At 65.6% G+C, this 22,201-nt stretch carries 21 protein-coding genes; 15 read left to right on the top strand and 6 right to left on the bottom strand.

Annotated elements, in window-relative coordinates:
• Positions 1-63: 63 nt before the first annotated feature.
• From QCD75_RS07680 to QCD75_RS07670, 3 genes are all read right to left on the bottom strand, one after another.
• On the bottom strand, positions 64-759 hold the full coding sequence (locus tag QCD75_RS07680) for a DUF1345 domain-containing protein (RefSeq protein ID WP_367400638.1): 696 nt from the start codon (positions 757-759) through the stop codon (positions 64-66).
• Between the two features lie 681 nt (positions 760-1,440).
• Positions 1,441-1,764, bottom strand: coding sequence for a hypothetical protein (locus QCD75_RS07675; protein ID WP_301227273.1), 324 nt, complete (start codon positions 1,762-1,764; stop codon positions 1,441-1,443).
• Positions 1,765-2,343: 579 nt separating this feature from the next.
• On the bottom strand, positions 2,344-2,835 hold the full coding sequence (locus tag QCD75_RS07670; protein ID WP_301227456.1) for a hypothetical protein: 492 nt from the start codon (positions 2,833-2,835) through the stop codon (positions 2,344-2,346).
• 549 nt (positions 2,836-3,384) lie between these two features.
• On the opposite strand from QCD75_RS07670, the gene QCD75_RS07665 reads away from it, so the two are divergent.
• The 3 genes from QCD75_RS07665 (at position 3,385) to QCD75_RS07655 (ending at position 5,843) form a co-directional block, all read left to right on the top strand.
• Positions 3,385-3,615, top strand: coding sequence for a hypothetical protein (locus QCD75_RS07665; RefSeq protein WP_301227271.1), 231 nt, complete (start codon positions 3,385-3,387; stop codon positions 3,613-3,615).
• Positions 3,616-3,784: 169 nt separating this feature from the next.
• Complete coding sequence (locus QCD75_RS07660) at positions 3,785-4,534, top strand: DedA family protein (protein WP_367400637.1); 750 nt, start codon at positions 3,785-3,787, stop codon at positions 4,532-4,534.
• Positions 4,535-4,895: 361 nt separating this feature from the next.
• Positions 4,896-5,843 (top strand): alkaline phosphatase family protein, encoded by a 948-nt coding sequence (locus QCD75_RS07655; protein ID WP_301227269.1) that lies wholly within the window; start codon positions 4,896-4,898, stop codon positions 5,841-5,843.
• 133 nt (positions 5,844-5,976) lie between these two features.
• Here the strand turns inward: QCD75_RS07655 and QCD75_RS07650 are convergent, their stop codons facing one another.
• Positions 5,977-8,610: a bifunctional lysylphosphatidylglycerol flippase/synthetase MprF gene (locus QCD75_RS07650; RefSeq protein ID WP_301227267.1), complete on the bottom strand. Its 2,634-nt coding sequence runs from the start codon at positions 8,608-8,610 to the stop codon at positions 5,977-5,979.
• Positions 8,611-8,684: 74 nt separating this feature from the next.
• Positions 8,685-9,407: a phosphatase PAP2 family protein gene (locus tag QCD75_RS07645; protein WP_301227265.1), complete on the bottom strand. Its 723-nt coding sequence runs from the start codon at positions 9,405-9,407 to the stop codon at positions 8,685-8,687.
• Between the two features lie 154 nt (positions 9,408-9,561).
• On the opposite strand from QCD75_RS07645, the gene QCD75_RS07640 reads away from it, so the two are divergent.
• Positions 9,562-10,245: a response regulator transcription factor gene (locus tag QCD75_RS07640; protein ID WP_301227263.1), complete on the top strand. Its 684-nt coding sequence runs from the start codon at positions 9,562-9,564 to the stop codon at positions 10,243-10,245.
• A gap of 104 nt (positions 10,246-10,349) precedes the next feature.
• Here the strand turns inward: QCD75_RS07640 and QCD75_RS07635 are convergent, their stop codons facing one another.
• The gene (locus QCD75_RS07635; RefSeq protein ID WP_301227261.1) at positions 10,350-11,861 is read right to left on the bottom strand and encodes a HAMP domain-containing sensor histidine kinase; all 1,512 of its coding nucleotides are present in this window, start codon (positions 11,859-11,861) and stop codon (positions 10,350-10,352) included.
• Between the two features lie 175 nt (positions 11,862-12,036).
• Here QCD75_RS07635 and QCD75_RS07630 point away from each other — a divergent pair, with 175 nt between their 5' ends.
• The 11 genes from QCD75_RS07630 to QCD75_RS07580 all read left to right on the top strand — a co-directional run.
• Complete coding sequence (locus tag QCD75_RS07630) at positions 12,037-12,369, top strand: hypothetical protein (protein WP_301227259.1); 333 nt, start codon at positions 12,037-12,039, stop codon at positions 12,367-12,369.
• Between the two features lie 182 nt (positions 12,370-12,551).
• Positions 12,552-13,874, top strand: coding sequence for an alpha/beta hydrolase (locus QCD75_RS07625; protein WP_301227257.1), 1,323 nt, complete (start codon positions 12,552-12,554; stop codon positions 13,872-13,874).
• A 76-nt stretch (positions 13,875-13,950) separates the two neighbouring features.
• On the top strand, positions 13,951-14,679 hold the full coding sequence (locus QCD75_RS07620; RefSeq protein WP_301227255.1) for an ABC transporter ATP-binding protein: 729 nt from the start codon (positions 13,951-13,953) through the stop codon (positions 14,677-14,679).
• Complete coding sequence (locus QCD75_RS07615) at positions 14,676-15,578, top strand: ABC transporter permease (protein WP_301227253.1); 903 nt, start codon at positions 14,676-14,678, stop codon at positions 15,576-15,578. Before QCD75_RS07620 ends, QCD75_RS07615 begins: the two co-directional genes overlap by 4 nt.
• Complete coding sequence (locus tag QCD75_RS07610; protein WP_301227251.1) at positions 15,571-16,539, top strand: ABC transporter permease; 969 nt, start codon at positions 15,571-15,573, stop codon at positions 16,537-16,539. Before QCD75_RS07615 ends, QCD75_RS07610 begins: the two co-directional genes overlap by 8 nt.
• A gap of 4 nt (positions 16,540-16,543) precedes the next feature.
• Positions 16,544-17,116, top strand: coding sequence for a hypothetical protein (locus QCD75_RS07605; RefSeq protein WP_301227249.1), 573 nt, complete (start codon positions 16,544-16,546; stop codon positions 17,114-17,116).
• A 189-nt stretch (positions 17,117-17,305) separates the two neighbouring features.
• Positions 17,306-18,019: a DedA family protein gene (locus QCD75_RS07600; RefSeq protein ID WP_301227247.1), complete on the top strand. Its 714-nt coding sequence runs from the start codon at positions 17,306-17,308 to the stop codon at positions 18,017-18,019.
• Between the two features lie 448 nt (positions 18,020-18,467).
• Positions 18,468-19,151 carry a curculin domain-containing protein gene (locus tag QCD75_RS07595; RefSeq protein ID WP_301227245.1) on the top strand — a complete coding sequence of 228 codons (684 nt, stop codon included), beginning with the start codon at positions 18,468-18,470 and terminating at the stop codon, positions 19,149-19,151.
• 62 nt (positions 19,152-19,213) lie between these two features.
• Entirely contained in the window at positions 19,214-19,435 is a 222-nt protein-coding gene (locus tag QCD75_RS07590) for a hypothetical protein (protein WP_301227243.1), read from the top strand.
• 523 nt (positions 19,436-19,958) lie between these two features.
• Positions 19,959-20,882: a prolipoprotein diacylglyceryl transferase gene (gene lgt, locus QCD75_RS07585; RefSeq protein ID WP_301227241.1), complete on the top strand. Its 924-nt coding sequence runs from the start codon at positions 19,959-19,961 to the stop codon at positions 20,880-20,882.
• Positions 20,872-22,201: transglycosylase domain-containing protein (locus tag QCD75_RS07580; RefSeq protein ID WP_301227239.1), on the top strand; the 1,330-nt coding region annotated here is incomplete at its 3' end. The genes lgt and QCD75_RS07580, both read left to right, overlap by 11 nt.

The raw sequence follows: 22,201 nt of genomic DNA, 5'->3' as shown, positions 1-22,201 counted from the left end.
GTGCCTTCTCAGCTCCCGGCTAAGACGCTCTCCGCGATGCCTGTGGCGCCGTGACAGGGCCGTTCAGTGGATCAGGCCGGAGACGAGGTTGATGGTGGTGGCGAGCACAATGGTGCCCAGGAGGTAGGACAGCAGTGCCTGACGCAGGACAGTGGATCGGATGGCGTCGGTTTTTAGGTTCGTGTCGGAGACCTGGAAGGTCATCCCGACGGTGAAGGCCAGGTACGCGAAGTCACGGTAGTGCGGGGCGTTTTCTTCGTTGAAGTCGACTCCGGACCGGTCCCGGTAATAGAGCATCGCGTAGCGGAGGGTGAACAGCGTATGGACCAGAAACCAGGACAGCGCGACGCTCGCCAGGGCCATCGTCAGCACCAGTGCCTTCGCGGGTCCCTGTGTGCCGGCGGCGTCCAGGAGAATAAGTGCGACGCCGCCGAAACTGGCGACAGTGGCGGTGAGAACCAGGATGTCGGCCGCCTTTCGGCCCGGGTCCTCGCTGCGTGCGTGGGCCGCCGTGGCGGCCCCGTCGAGGCGTCCGATGACTGCCCACACCCATATCAGGTATGTCAGGGAGGCAGCCGCCCATCCGACCGCCGGGGCGTAGTCCGGGCGTGCATAGACGGCGGTGGGCAGGCCCCCTGCCACGCCGGCGGCCAACATGAAGGCCAGCCGGGACCGGGTGTGGCGCGCCGGGGCCTGGCCGGGGCCCGGGAACCCTTCATGGGTGTTCCTCCCGCCGCTGCGAACCTCATGCCGGGACAAGGTACCCCCTCCGTACCTGCAGAAACAGTCCGGTGGCCTCAGGCGGACCGGCGGGTGCCGCTGGAGAGGGGTTGTGGTTGCCGGCGTGTGCGGAAAAATTAGATCTCATAAGTCCCTCTCGTACTCGAGGAGGTCGAGGCCGAGCCATTCGACGAAGCGTTGTTTCATTGGGGGCCGGCGATGACCGCGAGGTGTTCCTTGATCTTCCGAACAGCGTCGTCCCCGGCGCGGATCGGTTGCATTCCTGCGGCGTGGATCATGCGGGCCGTTCCCGGCTGGACCCGCAGCTACTGAGGGTCGGTCGTGAGGTTGGCGTCCCGAGGGCTGAGGCTGTTCGTGAGTGCCCGTTGAGCCGGGCATCAAGGTCTTCCAGGTGGGCCCGTTCCGGCGCACCGGAATGCGGGCGCCGTTGAAACTCCGGACAGTCCAGGTACCGGCCTGTCCGGAGTTGGTGCCGCTGAGCACTTCTTCGATGAGGTCCCGGGCCCGACGGTGCAGGCTGATCACTATCCGGTCCCGCGCGCCGGGTGGGTGGTCTCCGGCAGCGGGTGCATTCCAGGACCTCCCTGGCGCATTTTTGTGTTCGGTGCGGTCAGCTATGCGGGGGAATCCAGCGGTCGAGCTCATGGCTGTGATGCTACGCAGCGGCCGGTAAGAGAAGGCTGAGAGCGCCCGGCGGGATTAGGCACTGCCGGAGCCGAACCGGGCAAGGGTATGAGGTGCCGCCTGGGTGTGCTCGTGTTCGTCCTCCACGAGTCGTTCCTCCCGGTGGAGTTCCTGCGGGAATCCTTCCGGCACGGCTGGACCGGAGGGACTGGCGTGAACCCGGGGTCCGGGCCTCGCACCAGCCGGAACTTCAAGTGCGGCGGGGGCCATGGTCGTCTGCAGGGCTCCCGCCGCCACCGCATGGGAGGGGTGCTCGGCACCGGAGGCGGCCCCGATTCCGAGCACTGAAACGAGGCCCACGATCAGGGCCGCCATGAGGCTGTGCCGGATGCTGTTCATACCGCCAGCCTCTCCCGGCCCGGATGAGAAACCCCTGTGGAAGTCCGTCCGGTGGGGCTTGCTGGTGGTGGCCGGAGTCCCGGCGAAAGACGGGCCGGCCGGGACCCTGGGATCATGACCACCGCGGGGCGTGGCGGCGTGGGCGGCCCGTGCCCGGAGGGTTTACAGGAACGGTCCTGCCGTCGGGCCCAGTCCTCACTTCCGGCGCGGCTCCATTTGCGCCGGCTGTGTTCTGAAGCGGCCGGTGTTCAGGAGCTTTGAGGTCTCATCCTTGGTTCCTCATCGGTGTTACCGAGCGGGTGGATGATGGCCCGGGCGCTGAGGGTGGTGTGGCCGGGGGTTTTGGGGTGTTTGGGGCGGCGGAGGACGCGGCGGGCCAGTGTCAGGGTTTCGCCGAGGTTGATGGTGGGGACACGGTGACGGCGCTGCTGCAGGTTGGGGACGTGCCGGGACCGTATGCAGCTGCCGGGTCAGCGCAGGATGGCAATCAGCAGAATGAAACTGGTCAGTGTCCAGCGGCGGTTATCCCTGGGTCTGCCGGACCGGTGTGGGCGGGGGCTGCTACTCCTTCCGCGGCCCTCATGGCCTGGCCAGCAGCTCGCGGGCTCTGTCCAAAGCGTACTGACATGTGTGAACCATCTGCCCGGGCTTGCGCGAGGTCCGATATAAGTCACGCGCCCATTCGAATTCGGCCGCCGCCTCGCGGTAACGGGCTTCATCAAACAGGCGCGTGCCGATCTGGTAGCGGACCATCGCCTCGCGGGTGCGGGTACCGGCCAGTTGCAGTGCTTCTTCCTGCAGCCGGGCTGCCTCATGCCATGAATACCGGCGCTGGTGTGCCCGGGCTAGCACCAGCAAGGGCTGGAGACGGTCCCCGGGCCCTTCCACCAGGGCCTGTCCGGCGTGGATGGCTTCCTCTGACTGGCCGAGAAGCGACAGAATCCACACCCGCTCCAGGTCCGGGCAGTCAGCGAGGCGGGCCGCCAAGGCCTCCCGGTCCAGGACGACCTCCCGCAGCGTTACCGGGTCCGTTCGCCCGAGGGTCCCCGGATCCTGCATCTGGTCGGGCATCACTGCGGTGCCGGGGCTGCCTGATCTGAGCCCGGAACGTCCCGGCGGTGCCAGCGGTCCCTCTCGAGTGTGGTTCCGTAGGGTACGTCGGGGCTGGCCTCCACCGTAAACAGTGACCGGCCGCGGCGCGTCAGCAGGATCCCTCTCCTGTCTCCCGGCGTGACGGCACCCCGGACCTGCTCAACAGCCCGGGCCAAGTTATCCTGAATGCACTGCGGATCTTCCACGACTACATGCAGAACAAAGGGGGTTTGTGGTGCCGTGGACAGAAGTCCGCTGGGCACACTGACGATGGCGGGCATCTTTCCCTCACTCTTCTGGCTCAAGCCGTAGCCGTCCGACCATGATGACGGCCCGGGGACGGACGTTATTGGGTGATCGGCCGGACATGTATTGTGCGGCCTGCGACAGCATAACCCCGTTTCCTGTAAGGCGCGCCCAAAAACGATGGACCTTTGTAAAGTCCGCTTGGAAGCCGGTGTCCCGGCGGGCGGCCTGTTTCCGAGGGCGTCTGGGCCATCCCGAAGACCTGTGTTGCACCGTGCGGCCGTGGACGCCGCTGCAGGCCACGCAGCCGCCGGCGGTGACATCGTCGTCATGGCCACCACGCCGGAGAACGCGTCCAACCACGCGGTATTCGAGGCCAAACTTGCCGAACGGCTCACCGCCGAGGCCAAGGCGGTAATCCGCAGGTGCGGAGAGTTCGCCGCCACGGTCGGCCCGTGCGCGTCAGGAGAAACCCTGCAGGACGGGCAAACAAAAGAGCCTTTTAAAGCTTGAGCAGGACGCTCACCGACTGTCGCGCCTGGACGTGACCGGACTTGAGGGTGTCGCGTCCGCAGCGGCGTGCATGGCTCGGACCGGGAAGCTCCGAGGCTCTGCCGCCGCCGCGCGAGTGTGTGCTCATCCAAGAGCCGGGGCCTGGTCTTTCCCCGACCGGGGACGTTGGTTGTTCTCAGCAACCGCTCAGCATCGGTGTCCTACGATCGGGGCCATGGTTTCTTTGGCACTGCCCGCCAGCCTCATGTCCCGACCTGCTACGGGGCTGCTGCCTCCGTGGCTTGATCCGAATGAGTTTCTCCGGGACCCCGCCCTTGCTCCCTGGATCGTCGGGGTGGTGTGTGTGTTCTTGTTCGTCGAAACCGGGCTTCTGGTCGGGTTCTTCCTGCCGGGCGATTCTCTTTTGTTCACGGCAGGGCTGCTGGCAGCTACCGGCACCATCCAGGTGAATATTCTCTTCCTGGCTGCCGCCGCGTTCGTGGCAGCTTTTGCCGGCGACCAAACCGGCTACCTTATCGGACGCAAAGCGGGCCCGGCAGTTTTTCGGAAAGAGGATTCCCGGTTCTTTCAGCGCAGGTACGTGGACCAGGCACACCACTTTTTCGAGAAGTACGGGCGCCGGTCCGTTGTTCTGGCCCGCTTTGTTCCTGTGGTGCGTACGTTCCTTCCGGTCACAGCCGGCGTCGCCCGGATGGGTTACCGTTCTTTCCTCGCCTTCAATGCCATCGGAGCCTTCCTGTGGGGTGTCGGGGTGACGTTGCTCGGGTTCTGGCTGGGACGTTACGAATGGATCGGTTCCAACATTGATCTGATATTCGTTGTGATTGTCGTGGTCTCCTTCGTCCCCATCGGAGTGGAATTGCTCAAGAGCCGAAGGCAAAAGACCGCTGATCCCGAGCGGCAGCACGAAAGATCCTGACAGCGGGGCCCGGACCTTGAGAGCTGAGCCGTTTCAGGGATCCAGCGCCGAGCGGTAGTGCGCCTGAATTTACAGATTACCCGCAGGAAATTGGGGGCGTTTCGCAAGCTAAGTTCTGGCAGGCTCAGTCGCATCGGTCGTGACTTTTCTGCGATGTCGCTTCAGGGATGACCCGGCGAGGGAATTTTGAGGACAGGAGTGCAGCGTGGCAGCCCAAACTTGTTCGGCTTGGAAGCCTCGACTTTTGGGGCGGGTCCCAACCGCCTGCGTCATGGCAATGGTCTTCATTCTCGTATCTGTTACGGCCTGTCAGTCGCAGGGCGGCCCGGCGCTGGGGCCGCGGGCTGGAACTCCCGGGCATGTGTTCGTGATCAACCTGGAGAACAAGGGTTACGACCGGGTCTGGGGAAGCGGATCCCCGGCGCACTATCTCTCCGGAACACTGCGCTCCCAGGGGGTGCTGCTGACCAATTATTACGGCATCTCGCACAACTCGCTGCCCAATTATCTGGCCCAGATCTCCGGGCAGCCGCCGAACATGAGCACTAAACAGGATTGCCCCGTCTACACCCCGTTCACCGGCACGGGACTGGATTCGCAGGGACGGCTAATGGGAAACGGGTGCGTCTTTCCCGCCGAGGTCCCCACCATCGCCGGGCAACTGAGCGCCAAGTCCAAAACCTGGCGCGGCTACATGGAAGACATGTCCTCACCCTGCCAACACCCGGAGCTGGGCGCCGTCGACGGGCATGTGGCCGCCTCCCCCCGCGACCAGTACGGCACCCGCCACAATCCGTTCGTCTACTTCCGCTCCCTCACCTCCAGCCCGGATTGCGCGATGAACGTGGTCAACTATTCCAACCTCGGAAAGGACCTGCAGTCGGTCACCACCACGGCCAACCTCTCCTACATCATCCCCAACCTGTGCCACGACGGGCACGACAGTCCCTGCGTGGACGGCACCGCCGGCGGCCTCGGCACGGCGGATGAATGGCTCAAAAGCCAGGTGCCGGCAATCCTGGCCTCCCCCGCCTACCAACAGGACGGCATGCTCGTGATCACCTTTGACGAGGCCGACGGCGGTGCCGTCGGCCCCTCGACGGGCGTCACCGGAGGCACGGCCGGAGGAAAGGTCGGCGCCCTGGCGCTCTCCCCGTTCACCGCCCCGGGCAGCAGCTCGGACCGCCCCTACAACCACTACAGCCTGCTGGCGAGCATGGAAGATATCTTCGCGCTGCCCCGCCTCGCGGGCGCCGGCGAACCCGGGGTCAACACCTTCGGGACGGACGTCTACCGGTCCGGCGCCTAGAAAGGTGGGCCCACGGGGGCAGAACGGTCCCGCCGTCGGGCCCAGTCCTCTCTTCGGGGGGCGGCTCCATTTGCGCCGGCTGTGTTCTGAAGCGGCCGGTCGTCAGGGGCTTTGAGGTCTCCTCCTTTGTTCCTCACCGGTGTTTTGGGGCGGGTGGATGATGGCCCGGGCGCTGCGGGGTGCCCCCGGGGAAAGCCCGAGGGGGTTTGGAGCGGCGGAGGATACGGCGGGCCAGTGTCAGGCTTTCGCCGAGGTTGATGGTGGGGAGGTAGGCCCGGGTGATGGCGTTGCCGATGGCTGGCAGCGCCGCGGCGTCGGGGTAGAGCATGTACAGGGGTTCGTAGCGGGGCTGGAATTTTGCTTTGAATGCCAGCAGGGACCTGAACCCGTAGACAGGTTCCAGAGTCGCGCCGAGCCGGTCGAGGAGCCGGTCCAGGCTGCCGGTAACTTCCGGTCCGGCGACTGCCGGTGCCATGGTGCTCGTGAGTCGGGCGAGTGGTGCTCCGGAGAGGCTGATGAATCCGTATCCTTCGGCTTTGAGGCTGAGCGCGGCGGAGGCGATGAGGAATTCGATGCCGGCCCGGAATCCGGTGCTGCGGCGCCGCATGAAGTCCAGGGTCCAGCCTTCGATGGTGCCGTTGTTGTAGACGGGCAGCCAGGAGGCGACGGCGTGGACTCTGTGAGAGTCGTCGATAGCGAGCAGCAGACGGACGTCGGGGTCGTTGAGTTCGTCCAGGCCGCCGAGGGTGAATCCCATTTCGGGCATCTTTTTATCGGCTACCCATTCTTCAGAGATTTCCTGGATCTGAGCCAGCAGGGTAAATGGTGCGGTCCCGTAGGTGGTCCATTCGGCGCGAATCCCGGCTTTGGCCGCGTTGTTCATGGCGGTGCGGATGTCCTGGAATTTTTTTCCTTTGAAGGACACCGCATCCAGTTCCAGGATCGTTTCCTGGGCTACCTGCACGGACCCCCATCCGAGGGACGCGGCGTGGTCGCGCAGGTCAGCGGGGACGGAGTAGAAGCACGGGGTCCAGCCTTGCCCGGAGCAGAAAAGGGTGAACTCCGCGACGGCGGCCTTGGTCTGGGACCCGGGGCCGACCGGGACGCCGAGCGTCAGGGCCACCCCGGCGATGACACGGTAGGCGATGAAGCTCTCACCGGTGGAGGAGAACCAGTAGGTGTTCCCGGGCCAGGTCGTCATCCAGGACAGGGTGCTGCCCTGCCGGGTTTTCAGTATTTCCCGGGCGCGGCTGGTACCGGCAGTGTGTTGGATCGGGGCCGGGCGCAGGAACGTTTTGAGGACCAGCACGGCGGTGACGGTCCAGAAAGTCACACCGGTGCCCTCGTAGAGGAGTACCGCAGGGGTGCTTTGGGGGAAGAACGCCGGGGACAGATCCAGCATGTAACCCAGCGGCAGGAACCTGTCGGGAATATCTGCCAACAGCTCAAGCGGTGCCGGTACCGGTGTGAAGCCGGGGGCCAGAAGGATGCCGGCGAGCAGGTAGACCGAGGCGAGGACAGCTGCTGTTTTCCCGACACTGACCGCGAGCCGGCGGTAGGTCCCCGCCGGGGCCGTGACCGGGAACAGTCGGCGGCTCAGCAGTAACACGATGCTCAACGCGACCGGCAGCAGCAGCGGCAGAATCAGGGCCAGCGGATGCGTGTACCCGGGGACCTCGATGGCGCCGATCCCCTCTCCGACAGCCGTGTCCGGTGCCGCCGGGTACAGTACACCGGCGATGGTGATCCCCGCCAGAACGGATAAGGCCAGCTGAATCAGCACGGCGCCGGCCCAGGCGAAGCGGCGTCCCCGGCGCAGACCGTCGGAGAGCAGCAACAACAAAAACGACGGAAGAATAGCCATGAAAATCCCGCCGGCCCCGGCGCGAAGCTGCAGTTGCGCGCCGGCGCATTCCTTGGCCTGTCCCGGGTCCGCGCAGAGGCTCTGGAGTGTCTGCGGGTCCACGGGCTGGATATTGGTAAACAAAAACCGCAGGACCGATAAGGGCCCGGCGGCGTGCGGTGTCAGGCCCGCGATGACAGGTCCGATCGCCGATACGGCCACCAGGAGCGCGATGAGAACCCGTCCTTCATGCCGGGAGCTGACGGGGCGCCCGAAGCGGGGGGCCCTGCCGTGCAGGACCGGTCCCAGAAGGGCGCCGGCTACGGCGGCGCCGAGCCGGACCAGGTCCGCGAATCCGCCGCTGTAAAGGGCCAGGAGTATCAGCAGGGCGAAGACGACCAGGCGGATCCGGCGCCGCCACAGGGTCGGCATCATCGCCGTCCCCGCCACGAGGGCCCCGGTCATGAGTGCACTGGGGCCAAGGAAGAGGTGCCCGCTCATTTCCTGGGTCCAGGTCCCCATCGTCTGACGTGCGACGGTGAGGAACCCGAGAGCGGCACTAATTCCGAGGATCTGGGAGCCAAGAGCCGCCGCGGCGAACCTCATGCTCCCCATCCGGGGTTCCAGGGCAAGCCCGACGCCCAGAACGACGGCGCTTCCCAGCAGGTACCCGGTCAGGTTCTGCGCCCACAGCCCGGAACTCAGAAGCGCCCACCAGTGGCCGGGCAGGGAGTGCGCTGTCGCTGCCACGTTCGGCCGCAGCGACCCGGGCGGGCCGGTGACAAGGCTGGAGGACAGTGTGCCGGCGGACCAAAAAGCGAGGATGAAGCCGACCGTGACCGGGCCGCGGCGCAGTCTTCCGATCAGCGATACCAGGGCTCGTGGGGAGCCCGGCTGCCCGGGACCCAGCAGTGACACTGGCATGGGGATTCCTTTCAGCATGCGCGGAAGGCGGCGGGGTGTCCGGGGACGTTGCTGCGGGGTTGCCGGTCAGTTGCTCACCGCTGGTGCAATGGCCTGGCTTCGAACCTGCGGATCAGGGGCAGGGTGAAGATTCGGGGTGTAATGAGGTTATTCCATACCGGCAGCCAGGCGAGGATCGCTGCGCTGCTGATGAGCACGGACCCGATCACGTCGCTGAGGTAGTGCACGCCGAGATACATTCGGGAGAAAGCCACGACGGCCACGAACAGGGATCCTGCGGCCAGGACCGCCAGACGCTGCCCCGTGCCGTGGGCAAGGACCAGCGTAGCGGCCAGGGCCAGTGCGACAGCGAACGCGGTATGCCCGGAGGGGAAGCTGTTGTTGCCCGTCTCGGCGATGAGGGCTCCGGTCACATCGGCCGGCGGCCGGGAACGGCTGACCAGAATCTTGACGGCCGTTGATGCCAGCCATCCGACAGCCACGACGGAGCCGAACGCCAGCGCCTGCACAGGGCGTCGGCGGAACCAGAGCAGGTACCCGCAAATCATCAAAACCAACACCAGGGCACCGGCCGGTCCCAGACCGTAATGAATGGCCTCACTCACCGCAATCAACACCTTGTTCCTCCCATGACTTAGGAAGATGTCCAGGGCCAGCTCCGGGGCCAGGGGCCCGAAGGACTTCGCCGTCATCCCTGCCGCGGCCGTGGCCGCGAAGATGGAGAGTGCGACCGTGAGCCACCACCAGGACCGTAACCCGGGGAAAATCGTGTTTCGGTGTTCGGCGGGGGATTCCACAATGCAGTCCTGACGGTTGGCGGGCCCTCACAGGCGTTGTGCCATCAGCATGGGGCACCGGCTCTGAGAGAAAGCTGAGAGGCGCACCGCGGTTTCTCAGGCGCCCCTCAACCTGGGTCGGGGATACTGCGGGTATCAACGAAAGGGGACCATCATGCGGATTTTGCTGGTCGAGGACGAAACGACACTGGCCGAGACCGTCCGTCGTGGCCTGACCAACGAGGGCTTCGTGGTGGACGTCACCCACGACGGGGTCAGCGGCCTGTGGGCCGCGACCGAGAACCCGTACGACGTGATCCTGCTGGATCTGATGCTCCCGCTCAAAAACGGGTACGACGTCCTGAAGGAACTGCGTGAACGCCTGATCTGGACCCCGGTGCTGATGCTCACGGCCAAAGACGGGGAATACGATCAGACGGATGCGTTCGACCTCGGAGCCGATGACTACCTGACCAAACCTTTCAGCTTCATCGTCCTCGTCGCCAGGATCCGTGCCCTGGTCCGGCGCGGCGCCCCGGAACGGCCCGTCACGCTGGCTCTCGGGACCCTCACCCTGGATCCCGGCAGCCGCAGCGTCCGCCGCAGCGGCACCGTTATCGAGCTCACCGCCCGGGAGTACGGTCTGCTGCACTACCTGATGCGCAGCCACGACCAGGTCGTGTCAAAGTCCCAGATCCTGGACAACGTCTGGGACCCCGCGTTCGAGGGCGGCGACAACGTCGTAGAGGTCTACATCGGCTACCTGCGCCGAAAAATCGACGCCCCCTTCGGGCTGCAGACCCTCACCACTGTCCGGGGAATGGGCTACATGCTGACCGGCGACCGGCCAACGGCATAACGGAAGGGTCGAACCGCGGAGGGGCCGGACCTGTTCGAGGCACCCGGTGACCTGATGACGGGCTCAGCGTCGGTGCTGCCCTGAGGTACACGCCCGGTCGCAGCTCAGATGGGTGAGTGCACCGGAGCGGAGCCCTGACCGGGGCCGTTGTTACCGGGCGAGGGCGGCGGAGGAGTAGCCCCGGTATCGCTGCCCGTAGCGGCGTCGCCGCCGGGATGTTCAGCGCCGGTGTTTGTAAAGCCCAACTCGAACCGGCATCCGCCGTCGGGGGTGCCACCTGTGCGGATCCAGCCGTGGTGTGCTGCCATGATTCCCGCGGCGATGGCCAGGCCCAGGCCGCTGCCGCCACTTTCACGGGACCGGCTTTGATCAAGCCGGACAAACCGTTCAAAAATCCGTTCCCGGTCCCCCACCGGCACCGGCGGGCCGTCGTTATCGATCGTGACGAGCGCGCCGTCGTTAGTGTTGTGCAGCCGGATGCTGATCCGGGACACGGCGTGCCTGTCGGCGTTGTCCAGGACATTGCGCACGACCTGACCCAGCCGCCGCGGGTCCCCGGTGACCCTGGCGGGTTCAAGACTGACCTCGATACGGCGGGTACTGGTGGAACGGAGCCGGCGGACTTCCTCGTTCAGGACATCGTCAAGGTCCACGTCTGTGGTCTCGAGCCGGAGGCCGCCGTCGTTGGTTTTGGCCAGGGTCAGCAGATCCTCCACCAGGTAACGCATCCGGGCTGTTTCCCCGGCCAGGATGTCCTTCATCTGTTCCCAGGTGGCCCCGGAAGGGTCAGCGGCCGCGATCTCCACCCCGGCGCTGAGCGTCGCCAGCGGGCTGCGCAGTTCGTGGCTGGCGTCCGAGACGAAGCGGCGTTGTTCCTGGTCCGAGGCCTGTAACCTCCCCAGCATCATGTTCATCGTCTCAGCCAGTGACTGGATTTCATCGGAGGTGGGAGGGACGTCCACGCGCCCGTCCAGGCTGCGGGCGCTGATACCGGCGACCTGTCCGCGGATCCGTTCAACCTGCCGCAGCGACCGCCCGACCAGCACCCAGACGGAAACGCCGACGACCGCCAGCAGCGCCGGGGTGGCCCCAAGAATGAACCAGGCCACCGTGGAAACGGTATCTGCCTGGACCTGGACCGTCGCGGCGACGACGACCGTGTAAAGCCGGCCGCCGACATCGATTCCGGTGGCCACGATCAGGAAGTCATCATCGTCATGCAGGCTGGGCAGCCCGGCAACGTCCTGGGTCAGGGTCTGCCCCGGACCCGGCCGCAGCGAGGTCAGCGGGGCCGCGGCCGCCGCGGGTATCGATGAGGCGAAAACGGAACCTCCCGGTGCCAGGATTTGGACGTACTGTCCGGTGTGGGCGGTGGAGGCGATGTACTGGCCGGCCTCTGAGACGTCCTGGCCGGAGATCTGTGCAATGACATCGAAGCTTTGTTGCCGCGCCGTCGTTTCCGTTGAGGCGACGAGGGAGGTCTGGAGCAGCACGAGCAGGACCAGTCCGCCCACGGCCAGTGCCGCCGCGACGACCAGCACCGCTGTCGCGGTGGCGCGTTTGCGCACACCCCAGCGAGCAGGGCGGGAGGGCGGCGGAACCCGGTCATCATCCATGTTCCAAGGATGGGCCCGGCACCGGGCCGAATACAAACACAGCCCCGGATCCTGTCTCAGCTGAACCTCAACCGGGCTAAGGCTCCTCTCAGCCGCCGCGGGCCACACTGGATCCATAGCCGCCCGCACCGGGAGGCGCCGGCGGACCCACAGTCCGCCAGGAAAGGATCCGGACATGAACGTCAAAGACCTGAAAACCAGGACAAAAATCGTCATCGTCAGTGCAGGAGTCCTCGGCATGGCAGGGCTGGGTCTCGGGGCCGCAAATGCGGCACCGCCGTCACCGACGACCACCCAGTCCGTCACCGCGGACACCCCCACCCCGGGCGATGTGGCAGACGCGCCGGGCGCCGCCGAAACCCCCACAGCCGGTGACACCGCGGATGCCCCGGGTGCCGTCGAGGGCACCGAAAAGGCAGACGCCCCGGAAGCCCCCGGTGACACCGGTCCGAACGTCGACCAGACCGGTGAGCACACCGATCCCGGCGACGCCCCCGGATCCCCGTAACACTGCCCGCGGCGCCCGCCCAGGGAAGAAGCCAGCCGGCGGCACGGACCCCAGCCCGCGCCGCCGGCATACCAGGACCCGCGAAGCACCCCCCGCTTCGCGGGTCCTCCGGCGTCCGGCAACAACACCGGCGCCATCATCGGCGTCCGGGGTGTCCCGGCAGAACGAAGGGCGACCACGATATGAGCACCCTGACCGGATTGGATCTGCTCACCGGGGGCGTTCCGGTCATCGTCGGCGCCGCGGCAGTGGCGGCGGCATCGTTCCTCCTGCTCCGCCGCGGGCGGAGTTGGTGGATGAAGATAGCCGCGGCGGTCGCCGCCGCGGCCCTGCTGGCATTGGGGACAGGCTGGTTTCTGGTCCACGTGGCCGCCGTATCAGCCCAGGAGCTGCCGTGGCCCGTTACCGCGTGGATCGGCATCGCGTGCCTGGCTGTGCTGTTGGCGGGTTTGAACCTGGCCGGAACCGGCTGGCGCCGCAGAGCCCTGGCACCGGTGGCCATGGCGGTGCTGATTCTGGGTGCCGCGTTGCAGGTGAATGCCTACTTCGGCGCCTACCGGACTCTCGGGGACCTGACCGGGGCCAGTACCGCAGCCATCCAGACGCTTCCGGAAGGCGCCCGAGTGGGGCCCCAGACCGCGCTCCAGCCAGCGCCCGGCCCGAAGGCGGGGCCGTTGGCGGGGACGTGGGTGAAACCCGCGGGACTCCCTTCGGCCGGGACGATCAACTCGGTGCAGATCCCGGGTGCGGTGTCCGGCTTCGCCGCCGGCAATGCCTATGTTTACCTCCCGCCGGCTTACCAGGACGCGTCCCGGCCGGCGCTGCCTGTCCTGGTCCTGGTCGCAGGCCAGCCCGGCTCCCCGGCCGACTGGATCACCGCCGGCGGGGTAGCAACGGCCATGGATGCTTTTGCCGCAACACACGACGGGCTCGCGCCCGTCGTGGTCATCCCCGATGTCAACGGCTCGGCGACGGGCAACACCATGTGCATGGATTCCCGGATCGCTAAGGCCGACACGTACCTCTCTACCGATGTCCCGGCTTGGATCAAGGCCACTCTGAGGGTGGATCCGGACCCCGCCCGGTGGGCGATCGGCGGCTTCTCGTTTGGCGGGACCTGCGCCCTGCAGATGGCGTCCCTGCACGCGGATGTCTACCCATCAGCGATCGACGTCAGCGGCGAAGCGGAACCGGCCCTGGGTCCCGACCGGACCGCGACCGTCGGCCAGGCGTTCGGCGGCAACACGGCCGCCTTTGACGCGGCGGTGCCCCTGAAGGTGCTGGCGGCCCGGCACTACACCCACAGCAGGATTTACCTTGCCGCCGGGGCGCAAGACGGGACGTTCTCTGGCTACCAGGCCCGGGTCGCTGACGCGGCGGCCAAGGCCGGTATGGACGTCAAGACCGCCCTGGTGACCGGTCAGGGACACTCCTGGGAGGTACCGCGGCAGACTCTGGCCCCGGCCATGGCCTGGCTGGCGCCCACGCTGGGACTGAGCCGCTGATGCCCGGCATCAGCAGCTCCGCGCATCCTCAGGTTTCTCTTACCGGCGGCAGAATAGGTTGCTAAGCATGACGGACATGGCAATCGAAACCAGCGCACTGGCTAAGACTTACGGATCAAAACAAGCCCTTGAGGCCCTGAGCCTCGAGGTTCCCCGCGGTGAGATCTTCGGCCTGCTCGGACACAACGGGGCGGGAAAAACCACCACCGTGAACATCCTGACCACGCTGCTTCCGGCCTCATCCGGCACGGCACGGATAGCGGGCCACGACGTCACCACCGGCGCTGACCGGGTGCGTCGGTCGATCGGATACCTGCCGGAAAATGTCCACTTCTACGACAACCTCACGCTGACGGAGAACTTGACGTTCTTCGCCCGGCTCTCAGGGGTTCCGGATCCCGCCGCCCGGATCGCGGCGGCACTGGAGGCCGTGGACTTCACCGGCCACGGCCAGGAGAAGATGTCCTCGTTCAGTAAAGGGATGCGTCAACGGGCCGGGATCGCCCAGGCCATCCTGCACGAACCGGCGGTGCTGTTCCTGGACGAACCGACCTCCGGGCTGGACCCGCAGGGGGTGGCCAAACTACGGGAGATCATCATCAGTCTCAACCAGTCGCTGGGGATGACGGTGTTCATGAATACCCACCTCCTGGCCGAGGTGACGAAGACGTGCACCAGCATCGGGATCCTTAGCTCAGGGCGGCTGATCTACCAGAACTCCGTCGCGGCCACGCTGGGGGCATTCCCGGACCAGGCGTCGCTGGAAGACATTTACCTCCACATCGAAGCAGGCACCCCGTCATGAGTCCCTGGGCTGCCGCCGTCGGGCATGAACTGCGCAGCGCCGGCCGTGAACGTCTGCCCCAGCTGCTCCTGATGATCTTTATCGGCATGAGCGCCGCCTCGGCGTTCATCGGCTCGGCCGCGAAGGCAACCGTCACCGAGGTCTACAACTCAGCGGCCGGCCAGGGGCTGACGAACGCTGCTAATCCGTTCGGGAACGTCCCGCCCCTCTACTACGCCCGCAATACCGTCATCTACATCCTCCTGATCGGGGCCCTGCTGGCCATTGTGATCGGTGTCCAGTCTGCAATGCGGGACCGGCGTGCCCGAACGATCGATCTGGTCCTTACCCGGCTCCTGTCCCCGGCCGGCTATCTGGGCGCAAAAATGACCGGCATCGGCCTGGGGCTCCTGGCCGTGCTGGGGGCCTCGGCCCTGATCAGTGTTGTCTGCATCAGTGCGGTCACCGGAAGCATCCCCGCACCCGATCAGTTGCTCCGGCTCCTCGCACTCTTTGGCGTGGCGTGGCTCTTCCTGCTCTTTTTCGTAGCACTGGGTACCCTGAGCGGGCTCCACGCATCCAGCTACACCACTGCCCTTCTGGTCCCCATCGTGATCTGGAGCGTCATCATCTTTGTGTTGCCGCTGCTCGGTACCGCCGCGCACCCCGTCTCGCTGCTGAACCCCGTGACACCGCCAGCGGCCCCGCTGACCGGGATCTTCGCACTCACCGGGTCCCTCACCGGCCCCTTGTCCCTCGGGGAGCAATTCAAACACGTCGCTGCAATCCTGCTGAAGGACCCCCAGGCCACCGGCACCATGACCGGCGGGATCACGGTGATCCTGGCCTTCCTCGCGGCCGGTATCAGCGCGGTCGTCCTGACCGGGCGGACCAGTATGCGAAAGGAACTTCATGACTAGCCTTATCACGCTCTGCGGGAAGGAACTCCGGGACCTCTCCCGCAACCGCTCCGTGCGGCTGCTCATCCTCTTCCTGGCCGTTGTCGTCGTGCTCTCCGTCCTGGTCGCGGCCGCAGACTTCCGGACCAAAACTGCCGACTACACCAGCTACCTTGCCGCCCTCAAAGCCAGCGGCGGTGCCGTCAATGCCCCCCCGCCGGATCTCTTCCCGCTGCAGATGCTCCGGGCGGGCATGGAGTACCTGGAAATCGTCGGGAGCCTCTTCGCCGTGATCCTCGGTTACGGGCTGATCGCCAAGGAAAAGAACAACGGGACCCTGGAACTGCTCTTCACCCGACCGCTGGCCCGGCACAGCTTCGCTGCCGGAAAAATCCTGGCCGCCCTCATCATCTGGACCGCCGTCACCGCAGCCCTGTTCGCCGTCATCACCGCGGCCCTGCTGATTGCCGGCAACGCACCCCTGACTGGAACAGACTTCATCCGGCTGATCATTGCCGCAGGGCACACCATTATCTATCTCACCCTGTGGTCGCTCGCGGCGCTGGCCCTGGCCGCCCTCACCCGGGCACCGGCCACCGGGCTGGTCCTGGCCCTGGTCCTCTGGCTCGTCGTGGTCCTGGTCATCCCGCAGATCGGCGACACCATGGACCCGGACAACCAGATCCCCGGGGGACTGTTCGCCAGCCTGCAAATCGACAAAGCCCACGAACACGCCGTCATGGCCAACTTCACCGGCTACGAAACATCCCGGGACCTCATCGAACAGGCCTCCCTGACCAAACAATACGAACGTCCCCTGTTCGCCTGGCTCGGCATCAAGGACCAATACAACCAACAGTCCCCGGCATTTGTGTGGGCAGGGACCTTCAACCACACCCTCTGGCTCCTCGCCGGATTCGCCGCAGCAGCGGCCGCCGCGCTCCTGGCCGGCACCAGGGACAAACTCCTCCGAAAGGCCTAAGAACATGAAGACGCTCACCCTTAAGAAGATTCTCCCCCTGGCGCTGGTCGTCATCGCCGCCCTGGCCGCGATCCTGATCTGGCAGGGGACCTCCGGCGCCGGCGCCCCCGGGACCTCCTCAACGGCCCCGGCGGCCACCGTACTTCCCGTCACGAAAAACCCCATCACCGCTACCGGGACCGCCCCCGGACTGACCATCAGCAAGGCCAAGGCCGAAGACAACACCGACCCGCAGACCAACGCAGCAGTTCCGGACCGGCTTCAATTCACCCTGAGCAACTCCACCGCCGCGCCGCTTGGCGGCCTGGAGGTGTACTACACCATGAAGGATGCCGGCACCGGACAGACGGAGTCCTACTACCAGAAACTCGACGGGCTGACCCTGGCACCGGATACCTCCGCCACAGTGTATTTCGACAACGGCACCGGACCCGGGCACTACCCGGAAAACAAATACAGCCTCTACCGCACCTCAACCAACGAAGTAAAAATCAGCGTCGAAGCCGCCGCACCCGGGCTCGCCCCGGCCACCGCGACCGCCACGAAAGCCAAAGGCACCGGCGAAAAAATCGACTAAACGGGCACCCTCCGGGGCCACGCACCGGTCCAGGAACGCGTCTCAGGATTCCCTCAGGCCCCACCACGCATGCTGGTAGTACCGATACGAACCCGCAGGAGGCACCATCATGCAGATCCCTACTAGCCCGGGCCCGACCGCCGGTACTGGATCGATGCGCCCGGCGGACCGGCAGCAGAAGGTCACGTCATGACCTGGATCATCGACGCTGTCCGCAACGCCGGGCCCCTTCCCGCCTACCTGATCATCGGCGCGCTGGTCTTCGCCGAAGACGCCCTGTTCATCGGTTTCATCCTGCCCGGCGAAACCGCAGCCGTCCTCGGCGGGGTCCTGGCCAGTCAGAACCATCTCCAGCTCTGGCTGGTCCTGGTCCTCGTCGTCGCCGCCGCTATCGCCGGGGACACCGTCGGATACCAGATCGGACGCCATTTCGGTTCCCGGATCCTGGAAATCTCCTTACTCCAAAAACGCCGGTCCCAGCTGGACCGCGCACGGGACCTGCTGGCCCGCAAGGGAGGATCCGCTGTGTTCCTGGGACGGTTCACCGCCTTCTTCCGCGCTGTCATGCCCGCCCTTGCCGGGCTCTCCCACATGCCCTACCGCCGGTTCCTGACCTTTAACATCGCCGGCGGCGCCATCTGGGGGGCTGCGGTGGTCCTGGCCGGATACTTCGCCGGAAACGCCTACCTCACGGCCGCCAAAACTTTCGGCCCCGCAGCAACCATCGCGCTGCTGGCCGCCCTCACCGCCGCCGCGGCCGCGTGGTACGTTCAAAAAAAGATCAAAGCCCGAATCGTGCACGTTCCCGCCGCCCCTGCGCCCCGGGGCCAAACATCCGGCGAAGCCGTGCCCCTGGGAATCTGCCACCCCGGGAACGCCAACGCGCCCGCCACCCGACGGTGATCCGTCGCCATGCAGGATCCCGCGACGGCCGGGGTGCCACGGACCAGAACGCTAAGTGCACGTTCCGAAAGTGAATTTGGCGAAGAAAAAGGACGAGCCAATGAGCTTTGAAAATCTCCGGATTACCCGGACCGGAACGGCACTTCGCGCCGGAGGACCCGGACGCGGGCCAGCGCTGTCATTGGAAAGCCAGGCCCGGGACATCATCCAAACGGTACTGGCCGAGACGGATCCGAAAACCGCATCCGTCAGGCGCCGCCTGCGCAGCCTCCTCGTTGCCCATTCGGATGACCACGTCGCCGTACTTCGGGAACACCTGATCCTGACCCGGGGCCCGGGCACGTGCACCGTGGCCCGCCCCGAGGGACGATACCGGGATCGCTGCCGAACCCAGGGCCAGGTCGCACTCCTAAAGTACTCATCGATGACAAAAAATCAAGGAGTAGTCATGACATTGCAGCCCGAAACGGCACTTCACCCCGGCGACACGGTCAGGGCAGCTAGCGGCCGTTACCGGTTGATGTACCAGGCGGACGGGAACCTCGTGCTCTACGGCCCGGACGGGCCCCTGTGGGATTCCGGGACCGATGGCAGCGTTGCCGGGGTTTGCATCATGCAGGCCGACGGGAACCTCGTGCTCTACGGCCCGGACGAGGACTGCGTGTGGGACAGCAAGACAGAGAACAACCCCGGAAGCCGTCTCATCGTTCAAGACGACGGCAACCTCGTGATCTACCGCCCGGACGGTACTCCGGTATGGGCGACGGGAACATCTGTGCCGGACGGCAGCGCAGTCCAGGCAGATGCGATGCATCCGGGAGCTTTGCTCAAGCCCAGACACGGACTCAAGTCCGCTAACGGCCTTTACGGGTTGATGTACCAGGCAGACGGGAACCTCGTCCTCTACGGCCCCGACGGGCCCCTGTGGGATTCGGGGACCGATGGCAGCGCTGCCGGAGTTTGCATCATGCAGGCCGACGGGAACCTCGTCCTCTACGGCCCCGACGACGAATATGTATGGGACAGCGAAACCGAAAACAACCCCGGAAGCCGGCTCATCATCCAAGACGACGGAAACCTCGTGATCTACCGCCCGGACGGTACTCCGGTGTGGGTCACGGGAACCCCCTAGATGGATCCACAGTAGGGTACACCGTCCACCCATCCGACCCAACGAAGTGGAAAATCTTGAACATGCAAGACGTCCAACCCATCGAAATCAGGGTCCGCAACAGGACCTCCATGGACTGCTGCATCACTGCGGCGGTCGACCGGATGATCGAGGGCGCCAAGCGGAAACGGACGCACGGCATCCTGGTAACAAGGCTCGAGGACGGGCACTTCGTAGTCGGCCTCAGCGATAAAGTCCCCTTTGGCTATACGGATCAACTCGATTTCCGACGCCAACCCGCCTGACGGTCTGCGGACACGGTTCCCGCACTTCCAGCCGTTCGGCCCAGAAAATATTCATTGGGAGACACGCCCCAGGCAAGGGCAGAGAATCAGCGGGTTACCCGCGTCTGACCCGCATCCGACCCTGGTTCCTACCGCGCCAGTAACTTCACGCCATCGGCCCGCAGGTCCCGGCCCGTGCAACGTGCCGGTACAGGGTCTGGCGTCTCGAAGTAGCCTGACTTACCCCCAAGGGGATGTCGTGCGGCCTCGTTGCCTCGTTGCCTCGTTGCCAGGAAGATGAGGGCAGTGATGGCGGCGGAGCGGCGAAGCCGGGCTCCTCCATACGCGGCGTCCGCATGGCCGTGGCACTTTTTGCCGTCCTGGGCGCCGCAGCCGCAGTGCGTTGCTTCTTGGCCGGCAGGTTCCTGCCAATAGGCTGCCAACCGGTGAGGGTCCCGGCCCCCGGGGATCTGTCCGGTCTGTCCCCGGGGCCGAAATCGGACACCCCCTCCCCGAAACCTTCGAGACAGGATTCCTCTCCGCTATGACTGCCAGTGATTCCTTCATTCCATCACCCACCGTCAGTGCCATCCACGTGGGCCCGCTGACCATTCACTTCTATGCCCTCTGCATCATGGCGGGCATCGCGGTGGCTCTCTGGCTGGGAAACCGCCGCTGGGCGGCGCGCGGCGGCCACGCCGGGCAGGTGCTGGACATCTGCCTGTGGGCGATCCCGGCGGGGATTGTCGGCGGCCGGATTTACCATGTCGTGACCGATCCCGAGTTGTACTTCGTTCCCGGCGCGAATCCCTGGAATGCGTTCGCCATCTGGGATGGCGGCCTGGGCATCTGGGGCGCCGTAGCATTCGGGGTTCTGGGTGCATGGATCGGCTGCCGCAGGGCGAACGTGTCTCTCGTTGCTTTCCTGGATGTGGTGGCACCGGGCGTGCTCTTTGCCCAGGCTCTGGGCCGGTGGGGAAACTGGTTTAACAACGAGCTCTATGGGGATCCGACCACGCTGCCGTGGAAACTTCAGATCCACCAGATGGACTACGCCACGGGGTCTGCTCTCACCGATTCCTCCGGGGCTCCGGTCGTGCTCGGCTATTTCCAGCCCACGTTCCTCTATGAGTCCCTCTGGTGCGTGGCGGTCGGCTTCCTGATCCTCTACCTCGACCGGCGTTTCGGCCTCGGAGCCGGCAGCGTTTTCGCTCTGTATGTCACCGGCTACACGGCCGGGCGGTTCGCCTTTGAATTGATGCGCTCGGACTACGCCAACCTGATCCTGGGGCTTCGGGTGAACACCTGGGTGGCGGCGCTGATCTTCCTGGCCGGCGCAGTCGGATTTGTCCTGTTGTTCCGCCGCGGACGCTCGGTCGCCATCCCGGATGCCGTCCGGCAAACCCCGACGTCCGGCCCGCGGCCGGAGTCCGGGCGCGCATCGAAGGAACACACGGATGCTATGTAAGGACTCACGATGGGGGAAGATACTTTCCTTCGTAATTGCCGGCGCGCTCTGCGGCGTGCTGGTGGCGGCACTGTTCCTCCCAGGGGCGGCGGTGGTGGGAACGGCTCTCAGTAATTCCATCGGCATGTTTGACCAGCTGCCTGACGATCTTGACGTGAATGCACCACCCCAATCCTCCACCGTGCTGGCCAGCGACGGGACGGTGATCGCTTCCTTTTACGCGGAAAACCGCGCACCCGTGGCACTGGACAAAATGTCCCCGTTCATCCGGGACGGAATCGTCTCCATCGAGGACGCACGCTTCTACCAGCACGGCGGAATCGACGCCACCGGGATCCTCAGGGCACTCGTGGCGACGGCCCAGGGCGGACGCCAGGGCGCCTCCACCATCACCCAGCAGTACGTGAACAACATGATCATCGAATCCCTTGTCGCCCAGGGCAAAGGCGACCAGGTCAAACTCGGCTACTCCAAAACCATCGGCGACAAGCTGCGGGAAATGAAGCTCGCGATTGCCCTGGAGACGAAGTACTCCAAGGACCAGATCCTCCAGGGCTACCTGAACATCGTCTATTTCGGCAACGGCGCCTACGGCATCGACGCGGCCGCCGAAGAATACTTCAACGTCCCTGCCGGCGCCCTGACTCTGCCTGAAGCCGCAGCCCTCGCCGGGGTCGTGAACAGCCCGGTCTACTACGATCCCCTCACCGAACCAGATCATGTAGTGGCCCGCAGGAACGAAGTCCTGGACAAGATGCTCCAGCAAGGACATATCACCGCTGCCGAGCATGACGCCGCCGTGAAAGCGCCCATCGGACTGAACGTCCACCCGAGCAGCCAGGGCTGTTTCGGCGCGGTCACGGCACCGTATTTCTGCGACTACGTCCAGCGGCTGATCCTCAACGACCCGGCCTTCGGGGCCGACGAAACAGCCCGCAAGAAACTCCTGTATCTGGGCGGGCTCACCATCCACACAACACTTGACCCGGCGCTCCAAAAGGTAGCCCAGGAGCAGGTCAACGCCTCCATGCCTGCCGCGGATCCCCTGCAGCGCGGCGCCTCGCTTGTCAGCGTCCAGCCCGGCACCGGCAAGGTTCTGACCATGGCGCAGAACACCGTCTACAACCCCGCCACGGCGCCGGGAAACTACACGGGCAACTTCGCCCTGCCGGAGAAGGACGCCAGCGGCCAGCCGCTCGACGGCGCCGGGGGATTCCAGATCGGCTCCACCATGAAGCCGTTCATCTTTGCGGAATGGCTCAATTCCGGAAAATCAATGGCCACCCAACTGGACGGATCGGTCCGCGTCTACAGGGCCG

Origin of the sequence: Arthrobacter sp. PsM3 (assembly GCF_030433895.1) — a bacterium.
In the GTDB taxonomy this organism is placed as follows: Bacteria; Actinomycetota; Actinomycetes; order Actinomycetales; family Micrococcaceae; genus Arthrobacter.
The sequence above is the reverse complement of the archived record's forward strand: the minus strand, read 5'-3'. Positions and strand labels throughout refer to the sequence as shown.